Genomic DNA, 24121 nt, shown 5'->3' with positions numbered 1-24121 from the left:
GGCGAGCCGCCACAGTCAGATTGCCGGAATCAATTTGGCCAATTCGGGCTGGCTTAATTTGCTTATGGCGAACTCGGCATTTTGGCGCAGGCGCGGCCGGTAGTTGGCGGGCGCCCGGTTTTCCTTCAACAATTGCAGACAGATATCGAACGTTTCGCGGTAATGTCCCGTCCAGTAGGCCAGTACGGCATACTCGTCCCGCAAGCCGTAATCGGCTATCCAGGCTTCGACGAACAAGCCGGTGGCGGGGGGCGGCAGACGCAAGGCATGCCGCGCCAGAATGTAGCCTTGCTGGTATAAATTGTGGATCCGGCAGATACGGGCCGCGCCATGCAGCCCTTCCAGGCGGGTGGGCAGACTTTCATGCGCCGCCATGAAGGCCTGTACGATCTCGGCCGCCTCATGCCCTAAACGCTCTTTGAGGCGGGCGGCATTGAGCAGGCTGACAAAGACCTCTTCCCGCCAGAATCCCTGCCCTGCGCGGCGCAGGTAAGCCTGCAGCGCCGGCGCGTGATCGCCGCTGTCGCGATAACTTTGCGCCAGGTAAAAGGTATAGCGGGAAATCAGGAACGGATCGGTTTCCTCGGCCAGGGCGGCTTCCAGTAAACGGGCGTCGTCCTGAAATTTTTGGGGGTTATGGCTGCGCGCGCTGTCCTGCAAGGGACGGTTGAAAAAGCCGCTGGCGCGCGCGCGGGACAACGGGGGCGGGCCGTCCAGATATTCATGCAAGACGCCCTTGTAGCAAAAGTCCAGCCGATTGCTGAACAACTGCGGCCTTGTATAACTGATATTGCCGTAGCGGGTTTCGATATCGTAAAGGTCCAGGGTCAGCCCCTGCTTGAAACGCTTCGGTTCGAAGCCGGGCTCATAGACCAGCACCTCGTCGGCATCGATCATCAGACCATAGTCAATGTCCCGATGCTCCCGGAGCTTTTGCAGCGCAAAGCTGCGATTATAGGCAAAGTCGCGCCACGGCTCCTCGATCACTTCGCCGGGCACGGACCGTTCATGTAAAAACCGGTGAATCGCCGCTTGCGTGCCGTCCGTGGAACCGGTGTCCACGATCAGCACGTAGTCCGCCAAAAGCTGCACGTTTTCCAGACAGCGGCGGATGATCGGCGCTTCGTTTTTGACGATCATACACAGGCCGATACGGGCCATAAAACCTCCTGTAGTACATGCGGCAGGCCGGAAACCGGCCTGCCTCCCGATAAACGCAAGTGGGTTCTTCCCACTCTGGACAGAACCAGAAAAACAATTGTTCAACCGCGTAGGTCGGGCAACGGTTTTATCGTTGCCCGACGTCCATGTGGCGATCATGCTTCGGAATATGGCACGGGTCTAAAACCCTGTCACTTTTCAAGGCATGGGAAATGTCGGGCACGAAAAGCGCGTGCCCGACCTACGCGACTGGACAGAACCAGAAAAACAATTGTTCAACCGCGTAGGTCGGGCAACGGTTTTATCGTTGCCCGACGTCCATGTGGCGATCATGCTTCGGAATATGGCGCGAGTCTAAAACCCTGTCACTTTTCAAGGCGTGGGAAATGTCGGGCACGAAAAGCGCGTGCCCGACCTACACGACTCTGGACAGAACCAGAAAAACAATTGTTCAACCGCGTAGGTCGGGCAACGGTTTTATCGTTGCCCGACGTCCATGTGGCGATCATGCTTCGGAATATGGCACGGGTCTAAAACCCTGTCACTTTTCAAGGCATGGGAAATGTCGGGCACGAAAAGCGCGTGCCCGACCTACACGACTCTGGACAGAACCAGAAAAACAATTGTTCAACCGCGTAGCCCGACGTCCATGTGGCGATCATGCTTCGGAATATGGCGCGGGTCTAAAACCCTGTCACTTTTCAAGGCATGGGAAATGTCGGGCACGAAAAGCGCGCGCCCGACCTACGCGACTGGACAGAACCAGAAAAACAATTGTTCAACCGCGTAGGTCGGGCAACGGCTTTATCGTTGCCCGACGTCCATGCGGCGGTCATGCCTCGGAATATGGCGCGGGTCTAAAACCCCGTCGCTTTTCAAGGCATGGGAAATGTCGGGCGCGAAAAGCGCGCGCCCGACCTACGCGACTGGACAGAACCAGAAAAACAATTGTTCAACCGCGTAGGTCGGGCAACGGTTTTATCGTTGCCCGACGTCCATGTGGCGATCATGCTTCGGAATATGGCGCGGGTCTAAAACCCTGTCACTTTTCAAGGCATGGGAAATGTCGGGCACGAAAAGCGCGTGCCCGACCTACGCGACTACACGACTCTGGACAGAACCAGAAAAACAATTGTTCAACCGCGTAGCCCGACGTCCATGTGGCGATCATGCTTCGGAATATGGCGCGAGTCTAAAACCCTGTCACTTTTCAAGGCGTGGGAAATGTCGGGCACGAAAAGCGCGTGCCCGACCTACACGACTATATCTATGTCGATTGGGGGCCCGAGTTTTACGCTCAGCACAGCGGCTTCTATCCCGATATGGAGCGACCCGCGCAAGTGGTCAATATCGGCTGGCTCGGCATTCAGTTGATTTTGTCCAACGGCGGCTCGTGTTTCCTGCCGATCCGGATGGCCGAATCCTTCGTCTGGGCAAGGCGCCTGCACCGCGTCCCCTGCAGTCCGGAATTCAAACTGCCGTCGTATATGGCATATCCGCTCGATACCGATTCGGCGGTACTGACGCAGGTGCTGGGCAATTTGCGCCGGCTGGCGACGGTCGAGCGGCAAACCCGTTACAGTTGAACGCTACCGCATCCCAAAAAAGACCTCTCTCAAAAAAAAAGTTGCTGTGCGTGTGGCAATGACCCGCGAATCTTATAAGTAGGGCGGATGCCGACAGGCGATCCGCCAATTGGCGGCCACTCTTCGGCGGAACCGCTGGCGCGTTCCGCCTTACAGGCTCCGACCTAACGGTACTACCCATTTTTCCTCGCGGGCAAAAGCATCCTGTTGACCTTGATTTATATGAGGCAGTCAGATTGCCGGAATCAATTTGGCCAATTCGGGCTGGTTTAATTTGCTTATGGCGAACTCGGCATTTTGGCGCAGGCGCGGCCTGTAGTTGGCGGGCGCCCGGTTTTCCTTCAACAATTGCAGACAGATATCGAACGTTTCGCGGTAATGTCCCGTCCAGTAGGCCAGTACGGCATACTCGTCCCGCAAGCCGTAATCGGCTATCCAGGCTTCGACGAACAAGCCGGTGGCGGGGGGCGGCAGACGCAAGGCATGCCGCGCCAGAATGTAGCCTTGCTGGTATAAATTGTGGATCCGGCAGATACGGGCCGCGCCATGCAGCCCTTCCAGGCGGTTGGGCAGACTTTCATGCGCCGCCATGAAGGCCTGTACGATCTCGGCCGCCTCATGCCCTAAACGCTCTTTGAGGCGGGCGGCATTGAGCAGGCTGACAAAGACCTCTTCCCGCCAGAATCCCTGCCCTGCGCGGCGCAGGTAAGCCTGCAGCGCCGGCGCGTGATCGCCGCTGTCGCGATAACTTTGCGCCAGGTAAAAGGTATAGCGGGAAATCAGGAACGGATCGGTTTCCTCGGCCAGGGCGGCTTCCAGTAAACGGGCGTCGTCCTGAAATTTTTGGGGGTTATGGCTGCGCGCGCTGTCCTGCAAGGGACGGTTGAAAAAGCCGCTGGCGCGCGCGCGGGACAACGGGGGCGGGCCGTCCAGATATTCATGCAAGACGCCCTTGTAGCAAAAGTCCAGCCGATTGCTGAACAACTGCGGCCTTGTATAACTGATATTGCCGTAGCGGGTTTCGATATCGTAAAGGTCCAGGGTCAGCCCCTGCTTGAAACGCTTCGGTTCGAAGCCGGGCTCATAGACCAGCACCTCGTCGGCATCGATCATCAGACCATAGTCAATGTCCCGATGCTCCCGGAGCTTTTGCAGCGCAAAGCTGCGATTATAGGCAAAGTCGCGCCACGGCTCCTCGATCACTTCGCCGGGCACGGACCGTTCATGTAAAAACCGGTGAATCGCCGCTTGCGTGCCGTCCGTGGAACCGGTGTCCACGATCAGCACGTAGTCCGCCAAAAGCTGCACGTTTTCCAGACAGCGGCGGATGATCGGCGCTTCGTTTTTGACGATCATACACAGGCCGATACGGGCCATAAAACCTCCTGTAGTACATGCGGCAGGCCGGAAACCGGCCTGCCTCCCGATAAACGCAAGTGGGTTCTTCCCACTCTGGACAGAACCAGAAAAACAATTGTTCAACCGCGTAGGTCGGGCAACGGTTTTATCGTTGCCCGACGTCCATGTGGCGATCATGCTTCGGAATATGGCGCGGGTCTAAAACCCTGTCACTTTTCAAGGCGTGGGAAATGTCGGGCACAAAAAGCGCGTGCCCGACCTACACGACTTACCGCGACCGGCACAACGTCCGCCGCACGCCGATACGGATATCGACATGGACGGATCGATTTTGTGCCGTTCGGTGCAATCGCTGTTACAGCTCCGGCTCTTAATCCAAGCGCAAGACGCTCAACTGCGCATCGACCCCGGCCTCGCCACTCAAAGTAAATGATGTCGCCGAAGAATCATTACGGAGCGTGATTATGTCGTCTGCATTCAGGTCCAAAATAGCCGTGCCGGAAACTTGGCCTGGTGCAGCCAGGACGGGTACAGACGTTGACTGATTAGCTGTGCCGTTGACTGCGATCGCTATTGCGGCCCCGACACCATCCGTGAGATTGACTTTATAATCGATCTTATAGGTGCCGGTCGAGGTTATGGACACTGATGAGCCGGTGGTATGAGCAATTCCCTCCAACGGCCCGTTATTGGAAAAAGAAACGTCAGTGTCTCCCCCGACAATAACATCTCCTCCAGACACCCCTTCATAGACATAATGAGCGGGACGGCGTTTATAATCCATGCCGTTAAGTACCGTAGGGCGTTTTCGCGATAGCAAAACGCCGACAGGCTTCAAAGCCATGGCGGATTGCCTGGCGGCGAATCCGCCCTACCCATCCTACCTTGCTGGCGCTATTCGATGTTCTGGATCTGTTCCCTGATCTGCTCGATCAGCACTTTCAGTTCGATCGAGATTTTGGTGATTTCCTTGTCGGCCGATTTGGAGCCGAGCGTGTTCGCTTCGCGGTTCATTTCCTGCATCAGAAAATCGAGCCGCCGCCCGACCGGCTCGCCCTGCTCGATTACGCGCAGCACTTCCGTGATATGCGTTTCCAGCCGGTCCAGTTCCTCGTCGATGTCGAGCTTTTGCGCCAGGAACACCAGTTCCTGTTCGAGGCGGTCGAAATCGGGCTGCGCGACCAGCTCCGCAATGCGGTCCTTCAGTTTGTTGCGGATCGCCTGCAGCACTTCCGGAATCCGTTTCCTTGCGGCGGCGGCGTGAAGCTGCATTTTCTTGCAGCGGTCGCGGATCAGGCTTTGCAGTTGCCGGCCTTCCCGTTCGCGTACCTCCAGCAGTTTCAGCAGGGTCTGGCCGACCAGTTCGGCGATACCCCGGTTCAGCGTTTCCTTGTCCAGCTCGGGCTCCTGCTGAATGCCCGGAAAGGCCAGCACATCGAGTGCGGAGAAGGACAACGGGCCGGTCATTTGCGCCTCGATTTGCTGGGCGGCGGCCAGCAGCGCGGCGACCGCTTCCCGGTTGACGAACAAACTCGGCGAGTCCTTGGCCAGTTTCTTAAAGGTCAGTGTGCATTCGATTTTGCCACGGCTGATTTTCGCGGTGATCGCGGAACGGATATCGGCTTCGGCAAAACGCAGGCGTTCCGGCAGCTTGATCGAAATGTCGAGATAGCGGTGATTGACCGACCGCAGTTCACAGTTGATCGTCAGCGCGCCGATCTCGGCCTCGCCGCTGGCAAACGCGGTCATACTTTTAGTCATTCATCACCTATAATAAACAGGGCTTTAAGGAAACTCTGAATAAGTCCTACGCCTGGGATAAAATATCCGCAGCTTGCCATTTTCGATAGGTGCCCGCCATGAAGCAACTCGGACTCAGTGCCCCACTGTTTGTGAAGAAACCGAAACAGACTCGGCGGCAGCAATTTCTCCAAGAGATGGAGCAGGTAGTGCCTTGGAGTTTGTGGACGAGCCGGATAGCGCCGCACTACCCGACAGCGGGCCGAGGCCGCCGCCCCTTTCCCTTGGCGACGATGTTGCGCATTCACCTGATGCAGCAGTGGTTCGGCTATTCCGATCCGGCGATGGAGGAAGTATTGCACGACATGCCGCTGCTGCGCGAGTTTGCCGGGCTCGATGCGGGCGAGGACGCCCTGCCGGATGAAACCACGATCCTCAAGTTCCGGCATCTGCTGGAACGCCATCAGTTGGCACAAACCCTATTTGATGAAACGGCGGCGCTGTTGGCCGAAAAAGGCCTGTTGCTACGGCAAGGCACGATCGTCGATGCGACATTAATCGCTGCCCCGCCGTCCACCAAGAACCGGGCGCGCAAACGGGATGCCGAGATGAGTTCGACCAAGAAAGGGAACAATTACCACTTTGGGATGAAGGCGCACATTGGGGTCGATGCCGAGTCGGGGTTAGTGCATACTGTGGAGATGACCACCGCCAAGGTGGCGGATGGGGTCATGACGGAGGCGTTGCTGCACGGCGAGGAACGGGTCGTGCTGGGCGATCGGGCCTATACCCGCAAGGACCGGAATCTGGCGGCGGATCGCCTGGAAGGTGAGCCGGTTTGGGCCTTTCCGTTCAAGCGGGGGAAGGGTGAGGAGTTGCCGGTAGAGCAAGCCCTTCACAACCACATGCTGGCGCCGTTACGCGCCATGGTCGAACATCCGTTCCGGATCGTCAAGCGCCAGTTCGGCTATACCAAAGTGCGTTACCGGGGGCTGTTCAAGAATGCCCAACAACTCTACTTGCTGTTTGCCCTGGGCAATCTTTATCACGTTCGGCAGGCGCTGCAGCCGACCTAGGGAGACCTTTGTCCTTCGCCCTGGAAAACCGAGAACACTGAGTGAAATCACCCCGATAGCGGGCGCTGCCGGGAAGGATTTGCCCATTTTCGGCGAGGTGCCACGGATGTCGCACGGTGTCGCTTATAAAAACCACTTATTCAGAGCTTCCTTAAAGCGAAGTGGAAAGATGGCGGAATATTACGAACCCGAAACATATCCCAAAGAGTGGAATTATCTGCAAACCGGCACCATTATAGACCAGTATGTGATCGAACGGGAATTGGCGCACGGCGGATTCAGCTCAGTCTATCTGGCCCGGCAGACTTCCGATCAGGTGCAGGTTGCGATCAAGGAATACCTGCCGCGCAAATTGGCGCATCGGACCTGGAACAATGTGGTCGTGTTGAACGACGAGGAATCCCGCGTCATGTTCAGGCGCGGCCGCCGGTTGTTTTTCGAAGAGGCCCGGGTGCTCGCTACGCTGAAGCATCCGAATATCGTCGAGGTGATCAATTTCTTCGAAGCCAATTCGACCGTTTATATGGTGATGGTCTACAACTACGGCATCACGCTCGAAAAATTACTGGTCAGGAAATCCTGGAATATCACCGAAGCCTTCGTCAAGGCGGTGTTCAATTCCTTATTGGACGGCGTCGGCTATATTCACCAGCACGGCTTTCTGCATCTGGACATCAAACCGGCCAATATTCTGGTGCAGCCCGGCAACGATTCGGTATTGCTCGATTTCGGCGCTTATCAGAGCTTTCCCTGCGCCAATCCCCAGCATAAGACCAAAGTGCTGACGAAAGGCTTTTCGCCGGTCGAGCAATATGATCTTTGCACTCCGCTCGGGCCGTGGACCGACATTTATGCGATAGGCGCCAGCATGCGCGTCTGCCTGGAAATGAAATCGCCGCAACCGGCTCCCGAACGGGCCGAAAAAGACGCCCTGGAGCCTGTGGTAAAATTGTTCAAGCGGAAATACTCCGAGCCGCTGTTGAACGCCATCGATTGGGCGATGGCGGTTTCTCCGCAAGACCGGCCGCAATCGGCCGCCGAACTCCGCGCGGCGCTCAACGCCGAAGCGTAGCCGTTAGCTATTCACGATGGGTTTCGGCTGACGCCTCTCGGCAACTGCTCCATGCATTGCCCTACCTCCTGCATCCGTACCCATCCTACGGACTTTGACGCAATTGGTAGGGTACGCTGTGCGTACCGTTTCACCCCGCCAATGGTACGCACAGCGTACCCTACAGCGGTTTGTATTCTTTGAGGTGTAGTCCAAGCCGGCAAAAGGGTATCACGATAAACGCCCGGCGGGGAACGACAGGGGAAAGTGATAATCGACCCAATCCTTAGATTCCCTTGCTGCGATTTTCCATTCGCCGCAGCAATTCCTTCATGATCAGCCGGTAGAGTTCGTCGCCCAGAAATCTGTCTTCGATGCCGCTGTCGATATTCGGGTTGTCGTTCACTTCGATCACGTAGCCCCTGCCGTTTTTTTCCTTCACGTCAACGCCGTAAAAACCGTTCCCGATCGGCTGCGTGGCTTTCAGAGCCGCGTCGATCACGACTCGGGGCACTTCGAAAGTCGGCAGGGTTTCGAAATGGCCGGAATCTGTGCGGCTGCCGCCGTGCCGGTAGATTTGCCAATGATTCTTCACCATATAATAGCGGCAGGCGTAAAGCGGCTGGTTGTTGAATACGCCGATGCGCCAGTCGAAGTCGGTATAAAGAAATTCCTGGGCCAGCAGCAGCGCGGATTTTTGAAACAGCTCCGGCAGCTTTTGCTCAAGTTCCTGACGGTTGTTCACCTTCACGATACCGCGCGAAAACGAGCCGTCCGGGATCTTGATGACGACCGGATAGCCGGCTTCGGCCTCCAGCCGGTCCAGGTGCATCGAATTACCCTTGTGCAGCAGCCAGGCGTTCGGCGAAGGCACCTTATGGGTACGAAACAGGTCGGCCAGGTAAACCTTGTTCGTACAGCGCAGCATCGAAGTCGGATCGTCGATCACGACCAGCCCTTCCGCCTCGGCCTTTTTGGCGAAGCGGTAAGTATGATGATCGATCGCGGTCGTTTCGCGAATGAACAAAGCGTCGAACTCCGGCAAGCGGACATAATGCTGCTGGGTAATCAGCTCGACGTCGATTCCGAACTGCCGGCCGGCCGCAATGAATTTTTTCAGCGCGCCGGCGTTGCTCGGCGGCAGCTTTTCTTCCGGGTTGACCAGAATCGCGAGATCGTAGCGCATCGCCTTGCGGGCACGTCCCTTGCGCCAGACCTTCTTGCTGAACCGGTCGAGCGCCTCGGCAAACAGCGTCTGCTGCGCATCGTCGAGACTCCGGTGGGAAACTGCGCGCAACGCGGTAATTTCCCACCGGTCCCGGTAGCTCAGGGTAACTTCCAGCACGGGGCACGAAAAGCGTTCGAAGAGCAGCCGCGCCAGATCCTGAAAATCCGGGTCCAGCGTGGTGCCGAAATAGCTGAGCAGCTTGATTTCTTCGTGTTTGTTTTTGGTCTTGAAGGCCTTGTCCAGCGCCTGCGACAAATCCTCGATCTGCAGCCGGTACAGGGCTTTCCTGCCCAGATCGTTCAACGCCTTGACCGAGGGGATCACATGATGGCCGCGCGCTTCGGCCAGCAGCGAACAGTAATAGCCGTCTGACAGGTACTTGTAACTGCCGCACAGATTGATTACCCGTACGCGTTCGTCCGCGCCGCTCTGCTCGGTGGCCAGATAGGTTTCAAAGGTGATCACATGCTCGCTGGGATAATACGGATTCCAGTCGGCCAGATCGTCAACAACCAGTACGGTACGCGCCATAGAAAATTGATTCCCTCAAATGCGGATTAATGTATGGATTTTGAAGAACAGGATCATTTTAGCCGCGATCGGCGGGATTACCGTACTCTGCCGGATATTAACGGGGCATGAATGCCGGAGCCTGCGGGTGCCTGAAAGTAAGGCGGCAATCCCTTAATAAAAAACGAGGACTCGATGCGCTTCGGCAGGAAAACAGCGCGTTTGCGTCGACAAGCGCATATCCATTTCTTTGCTTTTGCGGCAAATTCGGGGCCTGGGCTGCAGGCCGGGCGGCTTATCGGTTGGACCCGCCGACCCCGCTTTCCCGGCGGAGCAGCTCGGCCTTGCGTTCGACGCCCCAGCGGTAGCCCGACAAGCTGCCGTCGGCCCTGATCACGCGATGACAGGGAACCGCCACTGCCAGCGTATTGGCGGCGATGGCGGCGGCGACTGCGCGCACCGACTTCTTCGGAGCCCCGATCCGTTCCGCGATGTCCGTATAGCTGACTTTCGTACCGGCCGGAATTTGTCTTAACGCTTGCCAGACTTTTTGCTGAAACGCGGTGCCCCGGATATCCAGCGGCAGATCCAAACCCGATGCCGGCATTTCGACAAAACGGATCACTTTGACAAGCCAAGCTTCGGCTTCCTTGCCGCTCGCTGGCTCGGCCTCCGGAAAACGCCGTTGAAAGTCGCGCGCCAGTTCATCGGGATCGTCTCCCAGGGCGATTTCGCAAAGGCCGCGCTCGCTCATCGCGGCCAGCACCGCGCCCAAGGCAGATTGGCCGAGCGCATAGCGGATACGGCCGCGTACAGGGCCTTGGCGATTGTCGGACGCGCTCATGGAAGCTTGGGGGTTAGAGGAATGAAACACATGCCGGGAAGCTATCGAAAATATTTTTCCGGATTAGAACGCCCGGCATCGAAAGAGTTCTTGCCGATTTTGCGTAAAAACAGTTTTTGTTACGGAGCGCCGATCTTCCGTTTGCGGAAGATCGGCAGTTGCGCCGGGCAAATTCGAAGAATCCGGCGCAGCGAAAAAGCATTACTGCGGTGCGGATGCCCCGGGTTGGGTGGATTCGGCCGCTCCCGCAGGCGCCGGATTCGCCGGTGCGGAAGGCGTGGCAGGGGCTTCGGTTTGTGGCGCCGGCTCGGCATTTTCAGGCTTGGCCTCCTCCGCAGGCGTTGCCGGCGCCGGGGCGGCTGGGGCGCTTTCGGCCACTTTGACCAGCCAACCCTCCTTCTCTTCGCAGCCCAACACCGCTTTGACCGCGGCATTGATCCGGACGAATTTGCCGTTCAGGCTGGCAGGCAGCTTGGCTTTGACCCGGTGAAAGCTGCTGTTGCTTTCGACCGTAAAAGGAATTTTTTCGCCTTTGCCGGTCAGGCGGATCGTGCTCGGGTTCGACCAGGCCGAAACTTTGAATTCGAACGCGGTTTCCGGGGAAACTTCAGCCCTTTCCGGTTCGATGTATTCTTTCAACGTGAAGTCGGTGAATTTGGGTTTCTTGCAGGTTTCTTCCACCTTTTCGTCTTTGTAGGCGAACGCGGATTGCGCCGTCAGAAGGATCGCGATGACGGATATAACTTTTATTATTCTTGTTTTCATAGACATACCTACCAGTGACTTTTGAAAAAATCCATCCCTGCCGAGGAACCAATCCGACGCACTTTAATGAGTTTTAGATGTAAATTCAACCGTAAAGTTTTTACTGATTAGAAACCTATCGGCCGTTTCGCCCTAAAAAGCCCTTCGACAGGTTCGCCCAAAATGCGGGTTGTCTTGTACAATAAGCCGATTGCATTTTATTGAGAGAGCACTGCCTTGAGCGAGCAACAGAGCCTGAATTACAAAAGCGCCGGCGTCGATATCGAAGCCGGCAACAGCCTGGTCGAACGGATCAAGCCGATTGCGGCAAGAACGCGGATTCCCGGCGTGATGGCGGGATTGGGCGGTTTCGGTTCGATGTTCGAGCTGCCTTTGGACCGCTTCCGCGAGCCGGTTCTGGTTTCCGGCACCGACGGCGTCGGCACCAAGCTGAAGCTGGCGAATGAGATGAATGTGCACGATACGATCGGCATCGATCTGGTTGCGATGTGCGTGAACGACATTATCGTGCAAGGGGCCGAGCCGCTGTTTTTTCTCGACTATTTCGCGACCGGAAAGCTCGACGTCGACACCGCCTCGGCGGTGATCGAAGGCATCGGCAAGGGCTGCGAGCAAGCCGGCGCGGCGCTGGTCGGCGGAGAAACGGCGGAAATGCCGGGCATGTATCCGGACGGCGAATACGACCTGGCAGGCTTTTGCGTCGGCATCGTCGAGAAAAGCAGGGCGCTGGACGGCAGCAAGGTCAAGGTCGGCGACAAGCTGCTCGGGATTGCCTCTTCGGGTCCGCATTCGAACGGTTATTCGCTGATCCGCAAGATTCTTGCGGTCAGCGGCGCCGCCCTGGACGCCCCGTTCGAAGGCAAAACGCTCGGCAAAACCCTGCTTACGCCGACGCGGATCTATGTGAAGCCGCTGCTGGCGCTGCTCGAAAAAATCGACGTGCATGCGCTGGCGCACATTACCGGCGGCGGCATCACCGAGAACCTGCCCCGCGTCCTGCTGGACGGCACCCATGCGGAGATCGATCTTTCGGCCTGGCAAATGCCGCCGGTTTTCGAGTGGCTGCAGGCGCAGGGCCGTATCGCCGAGGCCGATATGCTGACGACTTTCAATTGCGGAATCGGCATGATCGTCTGCGTGGCGCCGGAAGACGAACAGGCGGCATCGGACATTCTGGCCGCTTTGGGCGAAACGGTGTATCCGGTCGGCAAGCTGATCGGCGGCGAAGGCAACCCGAAGGTCGTTTACGTCTAACGTTCCGAACCCGACTCCCATCCGAAGACCTGCCAGGTTTTTAAAACCTGGCAGGTCTATGCGTTTTCAAGTCAGGCTGTAAAAATCGCTGTCCTTATACCAGTCGTGCGCATGCCTGAGCACGACCATGATCATCGAAGCGATAGGCAATGCCAGCAGGATCCCGATAAACCCGAACAGTTGCCCGCCGGCCAGCACCGCGAAAATCACCGCGACCGGATGCAGCCCGATCTTGTCGCCGACCAGCAAAGGGGTCAGCACCGAACCTTCCAACACCTGGCCGACGCCGAATACGGCCAGAACCCAGAGCAGGTGCACCGTATCCTGGAACTGCAGCAATGCCGCCAACGATGCGCTGAAGATCCCGATCGCCGTGCCGAGATACGGCACGAAGCTGAGCAGGCCGGACGTCATGCCGATCAGCAAGGCCAGATCGATTCCGACCAGCGCGAGCCCGACGCTGTAAATCGTGCCCAAAGCCAGCATCACGTAGAATTGCCCGCGCAGGAACGCCGACAGGACCGTATCGAATTCGCCGGTCAGCTCGGCGACGTTCGGCGCGATACGCCGGGGCAAAAGATTGTACAGTTTGGCCATCAGGCTGTCCCAGTCGCGCAGCAGATAAAACGTCACGACCGGGACCAGCAGCAGGTTCATCAGCCAACCCAGGAGCATTCCGCCGGAATGCGACAGCGAACGCAGCAGTGACTGCGCAACGCCGCCCGCGCTCTGCCAATGGCTTTTGATCAGCTCGACCAGGGCCTGAGTGTCGAACGGCCGGACATCGAAATTGAAACGCCGGTTCAGCCACGGAATCGCGCTTTCGTTCAGGAATTGCGCATAGGCCGGCAGGCTGTCGATAAAGTGTCCGATCTGCCGTTCAAGCTGGGGAACCAGCCAGAGCAGAATCAGGACGAAGATCAGGGTCATCGCAAGAAAGACCAAGGTAACCGCCAGCGTTCGGGACAGCCGATACCGCTCCAGCCGGTCGGTCAGCGGATCGCCCAGATAAGCCAGCGTCATCGATACCACAAAGGGCGTCAGTATCGGCGCGAGCAGATAAGTCAGCCAGGCCGCGAGACCGGTGATCGAAAACAGCAGCCATTTTTGCGAGTCGGTCATGCAGCGCGTTCCTGGAAAAGATTATCTTGGAAATGAGTATGCCTAGAATTGCAGAACGCGGCAACCGCCGTCTATTCATAATGGCGGCAACATCGCTTGTATGCTTCCGCAGTAGGGTACGCTGTGCGTACCTTTTCAAGCCCAAGGGTACGCGCAGCGTACCCTACAATATTCATTTCGGCCGGGTACCGGTAACTTTCTCAAGCCGCCGGCACAGCTATCCTTGCCGCCGTCTTCGCAACGGGTAAAGTCCTGCGTGCCCTTGTCCAAACCAATCCGCACCTTGTCCCCCGCCTTACCGCTCCGCTTCGGCCCGCTCTCCGTACAGGAGAGATCGAAGCCCGTTTCCTTCAACTCTGGCCGAACTGATCTAATCTTAATGGCAATGCTTCATTTTAGATAGGTTCAAGAATGTCCGAACAACAAGCCCCCATTCATATCGGCTATTTATCCGAAGTCCGCGGCGACGGGATGGAAGCCCGGATCGCCGACGAACACGCCAGCGAACTGCCGATCATCAAGGTCGGCAATGAAGAGATTCTGGCCGGCCATATCGGCTCTTATGTAGTGATCCGCCAGGCGAACATCGGGGTTCTGGCGCTGGTGTTCAAGATCTGGGAAAGGGATCGCTATGACGGTAACGGCGCCCGCAAATCGGATCGCTTCATCTCGCTGATCCCGGTCGGCGAGATTCAGGAGGACGGCCTGTTCGTGCGCGGCGTGCGCCATTATCCGACGCCGGGCGCCAAGGTTTATGCGGTCGGGCTCGACGAGATCAACGCGATTTTTTCGAAATACCGGAGCTACCAGTTTTTCATCGGCCAGTTGTCGGCGCACAAGGATTACCATTTGAGCCTCGACCCGCGCGCGTTGTTCGGCCGGCATTTCGCGATTCTCGGCCAGTCCGGCTCCGGCAAATCCTGGACCGTAACCAGCCTGATCCAGAATACGATCCGGGCGATGCCCAGAACCCATCTGATCATGCTCGACCTGCACGGCGAGTATTGCTGGAAGGACGAAAACGGCGTCGTGCAGTCCGCCTTCGCGGAAAATCAGGTCAATTACATCGACGCGATGGAAATGGAAATGCCGTACTGGATGATGACCTATGCCGAACTGGTCGACCTGTTCATCGACCGCGACGACAAGGGCGCGACGATCCAGATGTCGTACATGCGCGAGATTCTGCAACAGCTCAAACGCAAGGAAGCCAAGCGGATCGGACTGCCGACCGTGTCGATCGATACGCCGATCTATTTCTCGCTCGCCGAGATGTATATGCAGTTCAAGGCCGCGAACGAGGAACGGAAGGATTTCGGCAAATCGCAAGGCGCACTGTTCGGCATGTTCGACGAGTTTCTGATCCGGATGCAAAGCCGCTTCAACGACGTACGCTACGACTTTTTGTTAAAGCCGAAACGCCGGAACAATTCCGAGAGCATGGCCGAACTGCTCGGCGAATTCGTGGGCCTGGGCCACAAAAAAGCCAATATCACGGTGGTCGATTTGAGCTCGGTGCCGACCGACGTCAGGCCGGCCGTCTCGGCGCAGGTCGGCCGGCTGGCCTACGAATTCAATTACTGGAATCCGCACCGGCGCGAATTTCCGATCACGCTGATCTGCGAGGAAGCGCATGCGTATATTCCGCGCGAGAAAGGCGGCCAGTTCGACGGCACCAAGCGGATGATGGAACGAATCGCGAAGGAAGGCCGGAAATACGGCGTCTCGATCGGCGTGGTCAGCCAGCGGCCGACCGAACTGTCCGAAACGATGCTGGCTCAATGCAGTTCGTTCATTTGCCTGCGCACCACCAATCCGGACGACCAGGCTTATATCAGAGGTCTCGTCCCCGAGGCGGAAGGCGACTTGACCGACATCCTGACCTCGCTCGGCCGTGGCGAGGCCCTGGTTGTCGGAGAAGCCGCGCCGCTGCCAACGCGCGTACAGATCTACCGGCCGAATCCGGAACCGAAAAGCAACGACGTCGATTATTTCACCGGCTGGCGCGAAGGCAGGGCCGATCTCGACGTAGCCGATATCGTCAATTTGTGGCGGACGCAGACGCGGAAATAAGGCTATCCCGGTTAAAAAAGGCGCATCGCTTCGAAATTCCCGTAGGGTACGCTGTGCGTACCTTTTCGAAATGTTACATTGCAGAAGCGTTGTTCAAGGTACGCATAGCGTACCCTACGGATTTCGTGCCGGAATATGGGCGCGATCTCCGGCTTTCTTGCTGATATTTCGCAATATTTTTCTGACAAAGCCGGATTAAACCGATATGATAGAGATTTATATCACTATGGGTTTACATCATGCAAGTAGCTAACAATATGGCGGTTTCGATTCACTATACGCTGACCAATGACGAAGGCGAAGTGATCGACAGCTCCATCGGTAGCGATGCGCTCGTTTATCTGCACGGCAAAGGCAACATCATTTCCGGCCTGGAGCAGGAATTGACAGGTAAAGAAATCGGCGATCAATTCACGGTACGCATTCCGGCCGAGGATGCCTACGGCGAATTCATGCCGGAGCGGGTACAGGTCATTCCGCGTTCGATGTTCGAAGGCATCGACCCTCTCGAAGTCGGTATGCAGTTTCATGCCGAAGTCAGCTCGGGACCCGGTATCGTCTCGATCGTCGACATCGACGGCGACAACATCACCATCGACGGCAATCATCCGCTGGCCGGGGTGCCGCTGACCTTCGACGTCGAAATCGTGAACGTCAGGCCGGCCACGCAGGAAGAACTCGATCACGGACATATTCACAGCTCAGGCTGCCATCATTAAGCGGCAATAAGCTAACCTTCAGGGTGCGCCGACCTCTTGCTGGAACAGGCGCCCCTGATTTTCTTTTAAAATACCCCCCGTTCTCACACGGATTTATTCCGATGCCACTTTGACTTCCGATGAAGGAAGGGATAGGGCTTGACGGAAATTACAAACCCGCGCAATACGCTTCCGCGCACCGTTTCGAAGCCTTCTGGACTGCTCCAATGAGGTACGCAAAGCGTACCCTACGAAAGTGTGTCCGCTCTGGTTTTTGTCAAGCCGTGTTCATTGCCCCGATGCTTTTACAAGGCAATTCAATGGAGATAAAGGAAGGGAGGTCGGCAAACCGTTTCGGTTAGCCGGTGATTTCATATTTATCGGCAGAGCTGTCCACGCGGTCCCGCAATTCCTTGCCGGGTTTGAAGTGCGGAACAAACTTTTTGGCCAGAGCGACCGATTCGCCGGTTTTCGGGTTCCGCCCTATGCGCGGCGGACGCATGTGTAAAGAAAAGCTGCCAAAGCCTCTGATTTCGATCCGATCGCCGGTAGACAAGGCGTGGTTCATTTTTTCGATGATGCATTTGACCGCCAGTTCGACATCCTTGATGGCGAGATGAGGCTGCTGCCGGGCCAATGCTTCGATCAGTTCGGATTTTGTCACATTCAATCCTGCGAAAAATTAAAAGCATGAATGGGATGCGCCGAACGGCGCATCCCGGATCGATGGTGTTTATTTTTCAATTTGCTTGAACAGATCGCCCAGCGTCGGCGTAGCCGATTGTTGCGTGTAGTCCTTGATTGCGCTGGTTTCTTCGTCCTGATCCTTCGCCTTGATCGACAATGAAATCGACTTGCTCTTCTTGTCGACGCCGATGAATTTGGCTTCGACGGTTTCGCCTTCCTTCAGCAGCGTGCGCGCATCTTCGACGCGGTCGCGCTGGATTTCGGAAGCGCGGATATAGCCTTCGACATAATCGGCCAAGGTGACGGTGGCGCCTTTCGCATCGACTTCCTTGATCACGCCCTTGACCAGGCTGCCTTTTTCATGGGTTGCCAGGAAGTTTTGGAACGGATCCTGTTCCAGCTGCTTGATGCCCAGCGAGATGCGTTCGCGCTCCGGATCGACCGCCAGGATGACCGTTTCGATCTCGTCGCCTTTCTTATAATCGCGTACCGCGGTTTCGCCGTCGTCCGCCCAGGAAATGTCGGACATGTGCACCAGACCGTCGATGCCGCCTTCCAGGCCGATGAAGATGCCGAAATCGGTAATCGATTTGATCTTGCCCGAAATCTTGTCGCCCTTGTTGTGGGTCGCCGCAAATTCATCCCACGGATTGATCTTGCACTGCTTCATGCCCAGCGAAATACGGCGGCGGTCTTCGTCGATTTCCAGGATCATCACTTCGACTTCGTCGCCCAACTGGACGATCTTGGACGGATTGACGTTCTTGTTGGTCCAGTCCATTTCGGAGACGTGCACCAAACCTTCGACGCCCTCTTCGATCTCGACGAAGCAGCCGTAATCGGTCAGGTTGTTGACCTTGCCGAATACGCGGTGGCCCGCAGGATAACGGCGGGCGATGTTTTGCCACGGGTCTTCGCCCATTTGCTTCATGCCCAGCGAGACGCGGTTCTTGTCTTTGTCGTATTTCAGTACCCTGACCTTCACTTCCTGGCCGATTTCGACGCACTCGGAAGGATGGCGAACGCGGCGCCATGCCATGTCGGTGATGTGCAGCAGGCCGTCGATGCCGCCGAGATCGATGAATGCGCCGTAGTCGGTCAGGTTCTTCACGATACCGGTCACGACCGCGCCCTCTTCGAGCGTCTTCAGCAGTTCTTCGCGCTCCTCGCTGTATTCCTTCTCGACGACGGCGCGGCGGGACAGAACCACGTTGTTGCGTTTCTGGTCGATCTTGATGACCTTGAATTCCAGATCGCGGTTTTCCAGGAACGCGGTGTCGCGAATCGGGCGCACGTCGACCAAGGAACCCGGCAGGAACGCGCGCAACGCGCCGACCGCCACGGTAAAGCCGCCGCGGACCTTGCCGTTGATCCGGCCGACCACGGTGGCGCTTTTTTCGAAGGCGTTTTCGAGTTCGGCCCAGGCCTTGTTCTTCTTCGCTTTGTCGCGCGACAGAAGAGTAGCTCCCAAGCCGTCTTCGAAGAGATCCAATGCGACTTCGACTTCGTCGCCGATCTTGACTTCCAATTCGCCATCGTTGTTCAGGAACTGCCACTTCGGAATCACGCCTTCCGACTTGGCATGGGTGCTGACAATGATCATGTCGTTTTCAATGTCGACAACGGTGCCGATCAGCATGTCGCCTGGCGACATTTTCGTCTTGTTTAAACTTTCTTCAAGTAACGCAGCAAAGCTTTCGCTCATTTTGTTCGTATCCCGCCCGCCGCAGAACGGCCGGCATAATTAATGTTAAAGTGGATGAAAACCGCATATCCGGAGATTGCGGCCGTTTATTAACCCTTGCGGACTAAGTTCAGGATTTCCTCGACGACTGAGTCTATCGTCATATCGGAAGAATCGAGAAAAAGCGCGTCGCTCGCCATCGCTAAAGGGGCCGTTGCCCGCTCCCTGTCGCGGCGATCGCGCTCTTCTATCTCATTCGTTATTTGCACTAGATTAGCATCAATTCCTTTTTCTTTCAACTGTTTATATCGCCTCACGGCCCTTTCCGAAGCGCTTGCGGTCAAAAACACCTTGAAAGGCGCTTCGGGAAACACCACCGTACCCATATCGCGGCCGTCCGCGACGAGCCCTGGCAACTGCTTGAAATCTCTTTGTTTTTTCAACAGGACGCGCCTGACTTCCGGGATGGCCGCGACGGTCGAAGCCCTATTTCCGGTACTTTCCAAAGGAATCTCTGCAGTAATGTCTTGACCGTTCAATCTAACGGTTAGTTCCTCGCCGCATTCGAATTCGAGCCGCATCGCCTCTGCCGCCTTGACAATCCCCGCCTCGTCGGCCAAATCGATCCCCTGCTTCGACACGGCCAGCGCCAGCGAACGGTAAATCGAACCGCTGTCCAGGTAGTGCCAGCCCAGCATCTTGGCGACCAAACGGCTGACCGTGCCTTTGCCGGCCCCGCTCGGCCCGTCGATCGTCAGCACCGGAACCGCCATCATGCCTCCGCAACACTGATGTCGAGGCCGAGCCGTTTGACCAGATCCTTGAACTCGGGAAAGGAAGTGTTCACGTTCAGGCAATCCAGAATCGTGATCGGCGCATGCGCCTTGAGGCCCGCGATCGAAAACGCCATCGCGATCCGGTGATCGCCGTGCGACTCGACCGTACCGCCGCCGATCGGCTTGCCGCCCTGGATCAGCATCCCGTCCGGCGTCGGCTCGGCATCGACGCCTAAAATCTTCAGGCCGTCGGCCATCACCTGAATCCGGTCGGATTCCTTCACGCGCAGTTCTTCCGCGCCGCTCAGGCGGGTTTGGCCTTCCGCGCAGGCGGCGGCGACGAACAGCACCGGAAACTCGTCGATCGCCAGAGGCACCAGTTCTTCCGGAATGTCGATGCCATTCAACCGGCTGTGAGTCACATGCAAATCGGCGACCGGCTCGCCGCCGACGATGCGCTCGTTCAGCACCTCGATACGGGCACCCATCAGCTTCAGAATGTCGATCACGCCGGTGCGGGTCGGGTTGATCCCGACATGCTTCAAGAGCAGGTCGGAACCGGGCGCTATCGAGGCGCCGACCAGGAAAAACGCGGCCGAAGAAATGTCGCTCGGCACGTCGATTTCACAGGCGGTCAGTTTGCCGTCCGCATTGATCGTGACCTTGTTGCCTTCCTTCTTGACCGGGTAATTAAAGCCGGCCAGCATCCGTTCGGTATGGTCGCGGGTCGGCGCGGGCTCGGTCACCGAAGTGTCTCCTTGCGCGTACATCCCGGCCAGAAGCAGGCAGGATTTGACCTGCGCGCTCGCCATCGGCATCGTGTAATCGATTCCGTTCAGTTGGCCGTCCTTGCCGGTGATACGCAAAGGCGCGGTGCCTTTTTCGGTGGTTTTGATTTCGGCGCCCATCGTTTTCAACGGCTCGGTAACCCGTTTCATCGGCCGGCCCGACAGCGATTTGTCGCCGGTCAACACGGCATCGAACGCCTGCCCCGCCAGAAGGCCGCTCAAAAGCCGCATCGAGGTGCCGGAATTGCCGAGATACAATTCCTTTTCCGGCGCCTTCAAGCCATGCTTGCCGACGCCGTGAATGGTCAGTTCGCCGTTGACCGGGCCTTCGATCTCGACGCCCATGTCGCGGAACGCCTGCAGGGTCGCCAGCGCATCCTCGGCTTCGAGAAAGCCTTTGACGCGGGTGACACCTTCCGCCAGCGAGCCCAGCATGATCGAACGGTGCGAAACCGATTTGTCGCCAGGCACCCGCGCCTCGCCTTTCAAACTGCCGCCCGGATTGACTTTGAAGGTAATGGATTTGCTCATATTAATTTTCTAACTGATCTAAAAAGCGTTGCCTCGCATTCCTGGCATACGAGAAGGTTTCAAAAAGGCGCCGGCCATCGTTATCCGCCAGCAATTGTTCGATCTTGTCCAGTTCGGTTTTGAGTTGATGCAGCAGCGGAATCAGCTGCTCTTTGTTCGCGGCGCAGATGTCCCTCCACATGGTCGGGTCGCTCGACGCGATCCGGGTAAAGTCGCGGAAACCGCCGGCCGCATACTTGAAGATCTCGCACTGCTCGTCCTGCCGTCCAAGCATATCGACCAGCGCGAACGCAAGCAAATGCGGCAGATGGCTGGTCGCCGCCAGCACCGCATCGTGATGGTCAGCACTCATCACCGAAACCTGTGCGCCCATGCGTTCCCAGAAAACTTGGATTTTATTCAGCGCGGAAGGCTCGGTTTGAGGCAGCGGCGTGACAATCAGGCGCCGGCGCTGGAAAAGGTCGGGCAGAGCCGCTTCGACGCCGCTGTTTTCGGCGCCCGCAATCGGATGCGCCGGCACCAGATTGGCCGGCACCGTGCCGAATACGCGCCCGGCGGCGACGATCACATTGCTCTTGGTGCTGCCAACGTCGCTGTAGATGCAGTTGTCGGACCAGTAAGGCTTCAACTGCTCAAAAACCGATTCGATCGCCCCGACAGGGACCGCGATCACGACCCCGTCGGCCTCCCGCAGCGCCGGCCCGATATCGAGAAAATACTCATCGATCACGCCCAGCCGCTTTGCGGTTTCGAGGTTCGGTTTTTCCTGCTCGCGGCCATAGCCGACGATGCATCTGGCCAGGCCCTGACTGCGTGCGGCGCGCGCGACCGACCCGCCGATCAGGCCGACGCCAATGATGCAGAGCCGGTCAAACATCATTCAGACATTCGGTCAGCGCCTGCAGGAACAGATTGTTTTCTTCCGGCGTGCCGATGCTGATGCGAAGATGGTTCGGCATTTCGTAATTCGCCACCGGCCGGACGATCACCCCTTTCCGCAGCAGGGCTTCGTAGACCGGATAGGCCGGCTCGCTGAGGTCGACCGAAACGAAATTGCCGGCCGACGTAATCCAGCCAAGCCCCAGATTTTTGAAGCCCTCGACCAATTGCTTCATACCGAGCGTATTGTTCTTGACCGTATGCTGCAAGTGCTCGACGTCGTCCAGCGCCGCCTCGGCGGCGGCCAGCGCCATCGAATTGTTATTGAACGGCTGTCTGACCCGGTTCAGGATATCGGCCATTTCCGGGCTCGAAAAACAATAGCCCACGCGCAGGCCGGCCAGCCCGTAGGCTTTTGAAAAGGTGCGCATAACCACCAGATTGGGGCATTGCCCAAGCCATTCGACCGCATCCTGTTCGCCCTTGCTGTGCACGAATTCGTAATAGGCCTCATCGAGCACGCAGACGCAGCTCGGCGGCAGCGATTTGACGAAATCTTCCAGATGCGGCTGCGACAGCAGCGTACCGGTCGGATTGTTCGGATTCGCGATGAACACCACGCGCGTCTGCGCGTTGACGCGCTCCCGGATCGCCTGCAGATCGTGCGAATAATGCACGGCCGGCGCGACGATCGACGCGGCCCCGGCGGCTTGGGTCACGATCGGATAGACCGCGAAGGCATGCTGGGAAAACACCGCATTCAGGCCGGGCGCCAGAAATGCCCGCGCGACCAGTTCCAGAATCTCGTTCGAACCGTTGCCGAGCGTGATTTGCGCGGGATCGACGAGGAATTTTTTCGCCAATGCCTTTTTCAGGTTGAAACCGCTGCCGTCGGGATACAGCGCCAACTCGGCCATCGCCTTTTGCATCGCCGCCAAGGCTTTCTTGCTGGGCCCCAGCGGATTTTCGTTCGACGCGAGCTTGACCACACGCTCGAGCCCCAACTCGCGCTGCAATTCCTCGATCGGTTTGCCGGGCACATAGGGCACCAGTTGCTGAACGCCGGCAACGGCATATTGGTAAAGCGATGATGGAGTGTTCATAGATATCTCGTCTTCTGGTCGCAGCAAGGAAATTCAAAAACTCAAGCGGCACGCAGGGCCGGCAGGCGGAGCGGACGCGCTTTGCTCATACCCTCGTCAAATCATCAAAGTACGGCCTTCGGATAGGAGCCGAGCAGTTTGAGCATGTTCACATTCGCTCTCAGCAGACCCAACGCTTCGGCGACTTTCGGGTCCGCGCCATGCCCGTCGATATCGATGAAAAACACATATTCCCACAGCCCCTGCCGCGACGGGCGGGATTCGATATTCACCATTCCGATACCGAATTTCGCGAACGATTCCAGGGCTTTATACAGCGCGCCCGGCTGGTTGCCGGTCGAAAACACCAGCGAGGTCTTGTCCTTGCCGGTCGGGGCGGAATCCTGTTTGCCGATCACGATGAAGCGGGTCGTATTGTTCGCCTGGTCTTCGATACTGGTTTCAAGTACCGGCAATTGGTAAACCTCGGCAGCCGCCACGCCCGCGATCGCAGCGGCATGCTTGTCCAGCGACGCCAGCCGCGCGGCTTCGGCATTGCTGCTGACCGCTGTCACCTTCACCTGCGGCAGGTGCCGGTCGAGCCAAAGCCGGCACTGCGCCAGCGATTGCTGATGAGAAAAAATCTCGCGAATCTCGGACAGGGAGGCGGCATGGCCCATCAAGTTTTGATGAACCCGGACCTCGACCTCACCGCAGATTCTGAGCGGCGACATCAAGAAGCGGTCCAGCGTGTGGTTGATCACGCCTTCGGTCGAGTTTTCGACCGGCACCACGCCGAAATGGCATTTGTCCAGTTCGACCGCATTGAATACGTCACTGATCGCCGCAACCGGCTGGGTATTTACGGAGGAGCCGAAATGCTTGAACACCGCCTGCTGGGAAAAAGTGCCCTCAGGTCCCAAAAAAGCGACTTCAAGCGGCTTTTCGAGCGCGAGACAGGCGGACATCAGCTCGCGAAAGAAGCGCATCGCGGTCGGGTCCGGGAGCGGCCCCCGATTCAAGTCCTTGATCCTTCTCAGCACCATCGCCTCGCGGTCCGGCCGGTAAAAGGTGCCCTGTTCGCCGTCGGCGATCTTGGCTTTCGCGACCTCTTCGGCGCACTGCGCGCGCCGGTTGATCAGGCGCAGGATCTCGGCATCGATCGCGTCGATTTCGGTTCTGATTTCCGCAAGCGGCCTGACGGACGGGATGGACGACATAAACACT

The 24121-nt window shown here is 57.5% G+C and carries 21 protein-coding genes; 6 read left to right on the top strand and 15 right to left on the bottom strand.

Annotation, left to right across the window (positions count from 1 at the left end):
• Positions 1-15: 15 nt before the first annotated feature.
• Positions 16-1161 carry a glycosyltransferase family 2 protein gene (locus METAL_RS02300; RefSeq protein ID WP_005369249.1) on the bottom strand — a complete coding sequence of 382 codons (1146 nt, stop codon included), beginning with the start codon at positions 1159-1161 and terminating at the stop codon, positions 16-18.
• A 1244-nt stretch (positions 1162-2405) separates the two neighbouring features.
• Here METAL_RS02300 and METAL_RS02295 point away from each other — a divergent pair.
• Positions 2406-2747, top strand: a complete 342-nt coding sequence (locus tag METAL_RS02295) for a hypothetical protein (protein WP_245549445.1) — start codon at positions 2406-2408, stop codon at positions 2745-2747.
• A gap of 231 nt (positions 2748-2978) precedes the next feature.
• On the opposite strand, the gene METAL_RS02290 is transcribed toward METAL_RS02295, so the two are convergent.
• The 3 genes from METAL_RS02290 to METAL_RS02280 form a co-directional block, all read right to left on the bottom strand.
• Positions 2979-4124 (bottom strand): glycosyltransferase family 2 protein, encoded by a 1146-nt coding sequence (locus tag METAL_RS02290; RefSeq protein ID WP_005369244.1) that lies wholly within the window; start codon positions 4122-4124, stop codon positions 2979-2981.
• Between the two features lie 352 nt (positions 4125-4476).
• Positions 4477-4950, bottom strand: a complete 474-nt coding sequence (locus METAL_RS02285; protein WP_005369242.1) for a BclA C-terminal domain-containing protein — start codon at positions 4948-4950, stop codon at positions 4477-4479.
• A 50-nt stretch (positions 4951-5000) separates the two neighbouring features.
• A complete protein-coding gene (locus METAL_RS02280; RefSeq protein WP_005369240.1) occupies positions 5001-5867 on the bottom strand; it encodes a YicC/YloC family endoribonuclease in 867 nt (288 codons plus the stop codon).
• A gap of 98 nt (positions 5868-5965) precedes the next feature.
• Here METAL_RS02280 and METAL_RS02275 point away from each other — a divergent pair, with 98 nt between their 5' ends.
• Together METAL_RS02275 and METAL_RS02270 are read left to right on the top strand one after the other, a co-directional pair.
• Complete coding sequence (locus tag METAL_RS02275) at positions 5966-6922, top strand: IS5 family transposase (RefSeq protein ID WP_005369238.1); 957 nt, start codon at positions 5966-5968, stop codon at positions 6920-6922.
• 169 nt (positions 6923-7091) lie between these two features.
• Entirely contained in the window at positions 7092-7994 is a 903-nt protein-coding gene (locus tag METAL_RS02270; RefSeq protein WP_040578271.1) for a serine/threonine protein kinase, read from the top strand.
• A gap of 265 nt (positions 7995-8259) precedes the next feature.
• Here the strand turns inward: METAL_RS02270 and METAL_RS02265 are convergent, their stop codons facing one another.
• The 3 genes from METAL_RS02265 to METAL_RS02255 form a co-directional block, all read right to left on the bottom strand.
• Complete coding sequence (locus METAL_RS02265) at positions 8260-9732, bottom strand: RimK family protein (RefSeq protein ID WP_005369233.1); 1473 nt, start codon at positions 9730-9732, stop codon at positions 8260-8262.
• Positions 9733-10006: 274 nt separating this feature from the next.
• Positions 10007-10555, bottom strand: a complete 549-nt coding sequence (locus METAL_RS02260) for a methylated-DNA--[protein]-cysteine S-methyltransferase (protein ID WP_051040266.1) — start codon at positions 10553-10555, stop codon at positions 10007-10009.
• Between the two features lie 201 nt (positions 10556-10756).
• The gene (locus METAL_RS02255) at positions 10757-11320 is read right to left on the bottom strand and encodes a hypothetical protein (protein ID WP_005369219.1); all 564 of its coding nucleotides are present in this window, start codon (positions 11318-11320) and stop codon (positions 10757-10759) included.
• Between the two features lie 216 nt (positions 11321-11536).
• On the opposite strand from METAL_RS02255, the gene purM reads away from it, so the two are divergent.
• On the top strand, positions 11537-12574 hold the full coding sequence (gene purM / locus METAL_RS02250; protein ID WP_005369215.1) for a phosphoribosylformylglycinamidine cyclo-ligase: 1038 nt from the start codon (positions 11537-11539) through the stop codon (positions 12572-12574).
• 66 nt (positions 12575-12640) lie between these two features.
• Here the strand turns inward: purM and METAL_RS02245 are convergent, their stop codons facing one another.
• The gene (locus METAL_RS02245; protein ID WP_005369213.1) at positions 12641-13696 is read right to left on the bottom strand and encodes an AI-2E family transporter; all 1056 of its coding nucleotides are present in this window, start codon (positions 13694-13696) and stop codon (positions 12641-12643) included.
• A 411-nt stretch (positions 13697-14107) separates the two neighbouring features.
• On the opposite strand from METAL_RS02245, the gene METAL_RS02240 reads away from it, so the two are divergent.
• Positions 14108-15769, top strand: a complete 1662-nt coding sequence (locus METAL_RS02240) for an ATP-binding protein (protein WP_005369212.1) — start codon at positions 14108-14110, stop codon at positions 15767-15769.
• A gap of 239 nt (positions 15770-16008) precedes the next feature.
• The gene (locus METAL_RS02235; RefSeq protein WP_005369211.1) at positions 16009-16488 is read left to right on the top strand and encodes an FKBP-type peptidyl-prolyl cis-trans isomerase; all 480 of its coding nucleotides are present in this window, start codon (positions 16009-16011) and stop codon (positions 16486-16488) included.
• 337 nt (positions 16489-16825) lie between these two features.
• On the opposite strand, the gene METAL_RS02225 is transcribed toward METAL_RS02235, so the two are convergent.
• The 7 genes from METAL_RS02225 to pheA all read right to left on the bottom strand — a co-directional run bounded on the left by METAL_RS02225 (position 16826) and on the right by pheA (position 24105).
• On the bottom strand, positions 16826-17131 hold the full coding sequence (locus METAL_RS02225) for an integration host factor subunit beta (RefSeq protein WP_005369210.1): 306 nt from the start codon (positions 17129-17131) through the stop codon (positions 16826-16828).
• A gap of 69 nt (positions 17132-17200) precedes the next feature.
• Complete coding sequence (rpsA, locus tag METAL_RS02220) at positions 17201-18859, bottom strand: 30S ribosomal protein S1 (RefSeq protein ID WP_005369209.1); 1659 nt, start codon at positions 18857-18859, stop codon at positions 17201-17203.
• An 89-nt stretch (positions 18860-18948) separates the two neighbouring features.
• A complete protein-coding gene (gene cmk / locus METAL_RS02215) occupies positions 18949-19611 on the bottom strand; it encodes a (d)CMP kinase (protein WP_005369208.1) in 663 nt (220 codons plus the stop codon).
• Positions 19611-20933 (bottom strand): 3-phosphoshikimate 1-carboxyvinyltransferase, encoded by a 1323-nt coding sequence (aroA, locus tag METAL_RS02210; RefSeq protein ID WP_005369202.1) that lies wholly within the window; start codon positions 20931-20933, stop codon positions 19611-19613. The genes cmk and aroA overlap by 1 nt, the downstream gene beginning before the upstream one ends.
• Position 20934: 1 nt before the next feature.
• Positions 20935-21810 (bottom strand): prephenate dehydrogenase, encoded by an 876-nt coding sequence (locus METAL_RS02205; RefSeq protein WP_040578424.1) that lies wholly within the window; start codon positions 21808-21810, stop codon positions 20935-20937.
• A complete protein-coding gene (hisC, locus tag METAL_RS02200; RefSeq protein WP_005369199.1) occupies positions 21803-22915 on the bottom strand; it encodes a histidinol-phosphate transaminase in 1113 nt (370 codons plus the stop codon). The genes METAL_RS02205 and hisC overlap by 8 nt, the downstream gene beginning before the upstream one ends.
• 104 nt (positions 22916-23019) lie before the next feature.
• Complete coding sequence (gene pheA / locus METAL_RS02195; protein ID WP_213069494.1) at positions 23020-24105, bottom strand: prephenate dehydratase; 1086 nt, start codon at positions 24103-24105, stop codon at positions 23020-23022.
• Positions 24106-24121: the final 16 nt, after the last annotated feature.

Source organism: Methylomicrobium album BG8 (genome assembly GCF_000214275.2).
Lineage (GTDB): Bacteria > Pseudomonadota > Gammaproteobacteria > Methylococcales > Methylomonadaceae > Methylomicrobium > Methylomicrobium agile.
The sequence above is the reverse complement of the archived record's forward strand: the minus strand, read 5'-3'. Positions and strand labels throughout refer to the sequence as shown.

Bases quoted from the DNA above. Each gene is read 5' to 3' on its own strand.
- METAL_RS02300 (WP_005369249.1), bottom strand. From the start codon at position 1,161: ATGGCCCGTATCGGCCTGTGTATGATCGTCAAAAACGAAGCGCCGATC.
- METAL_RS02290 (WP_005369244.1), bottom strand. From the start codon at position 4,124: ATGGCCCGTATCGGCCTGTGTATGATCGTCAAAAACGAAGCGCCGATC.
- METAL_RS02285 (WP_005369242.1), bottom strand. From the start codon at position 4,950: ATGGCTTTGAAGCCTGTCGGCGTTTTGCTATCGCGAAAACGCCCTACG.
- METAL_RS02280 (WP_005369240.1), bottom strand. From the start codon at position 5,867: ATGACTAAAAGTATGACCGCGTTTGCCAGCGGCGAGGCCGAGATCGGC.
- METAL_RS02275 (WP_005369238.1), top strand. From the start codon at position 5,966: ATGAAGCAACTCGGACTCAGTGCCCCACTGTTTGTGAAGAAACCGAAA.
- METAL_RS02270 (WP_040578271.1), top strand. From the start codon at position 7,092: ATGGCGGAATATTACGAACCCGAAACATATCCCAAAGAGTGGAATTAT.
- METAL_RS02265 (WP_005369233.1), bottom strand. From the start codon at position 9,732: ATGGCGCGTACCGTACTGGTTGTTGACGATCTGGCCGACTGGAATCCG.
- METAL_RS02260 (WP_051040266.1), bottom strand. From the start codon at position 10,555: ATGAGCGCGTCCGACAATCGCCAAGGCCCTGTACGCGGCCGTATCCGC.
- METAL_RS02255 (WP_005369219.1), bottom strand. From the start codon at position 11,320: ATGAAAACAAGAATAATAAAAGTTATATCCGTCATCGCGATCCTTCTG.
- METAL_RS02245 (WP_005369213.1), bottom strand. From the start codon at position 13,696: ATGACCGACTCGCAAAAATGGCTGCTGTTTTCGATCACCGGTCTCGCG.
- METAL_RS02240 (WP_005369212.1), top strand. From the start codon at position 14,108: ATGTCCGAACAACAAGCCCCCATTCATATCGGCTATTTATCCGAAGTC.
- METAL_RS02235 (WP_005369211.1), top strand. From the start codon at position 16,009: ATGCAAGTAGCTAACAATATGGCGGTTTCGATTCACTATACGCTGACC.
- rpsA (WP_005369209.1), bottom strand. From the start codon at position 18,859: ATGAGCGAAAGCTTTGCTGCGTTACTTGAAGAAAGTTTAAACAAGACG.
- cmk (WP_005369208.1), bottom strand. From the start codon at position 19,611: ATGGCGGTTCCGGTGCTGACGATCGACGGGCCGAGCGGGGCCGGCAAA.
- aroA (WP_005369202.1), bottom strand. From the start codon at position 20,933: ATGAGCAAATCCATTACCTTCAAAGTCAATCCGGGCGGCAGTTTGAAA.
- METAL_RS02205 (WP_040578424.1), bottom strand. From the start codon at position 21,810: ATGTTTGACCGGCTCTGCATCATTGGCGTCGGCCTGATCGGCGGGTCG.
- hisC (WP_005369199.1), bottom strand. From the start codon at position 22,915: ATGAACACTCCATCATCGCTTTACCAATATGCCGTTGCCGGCGTTCAG.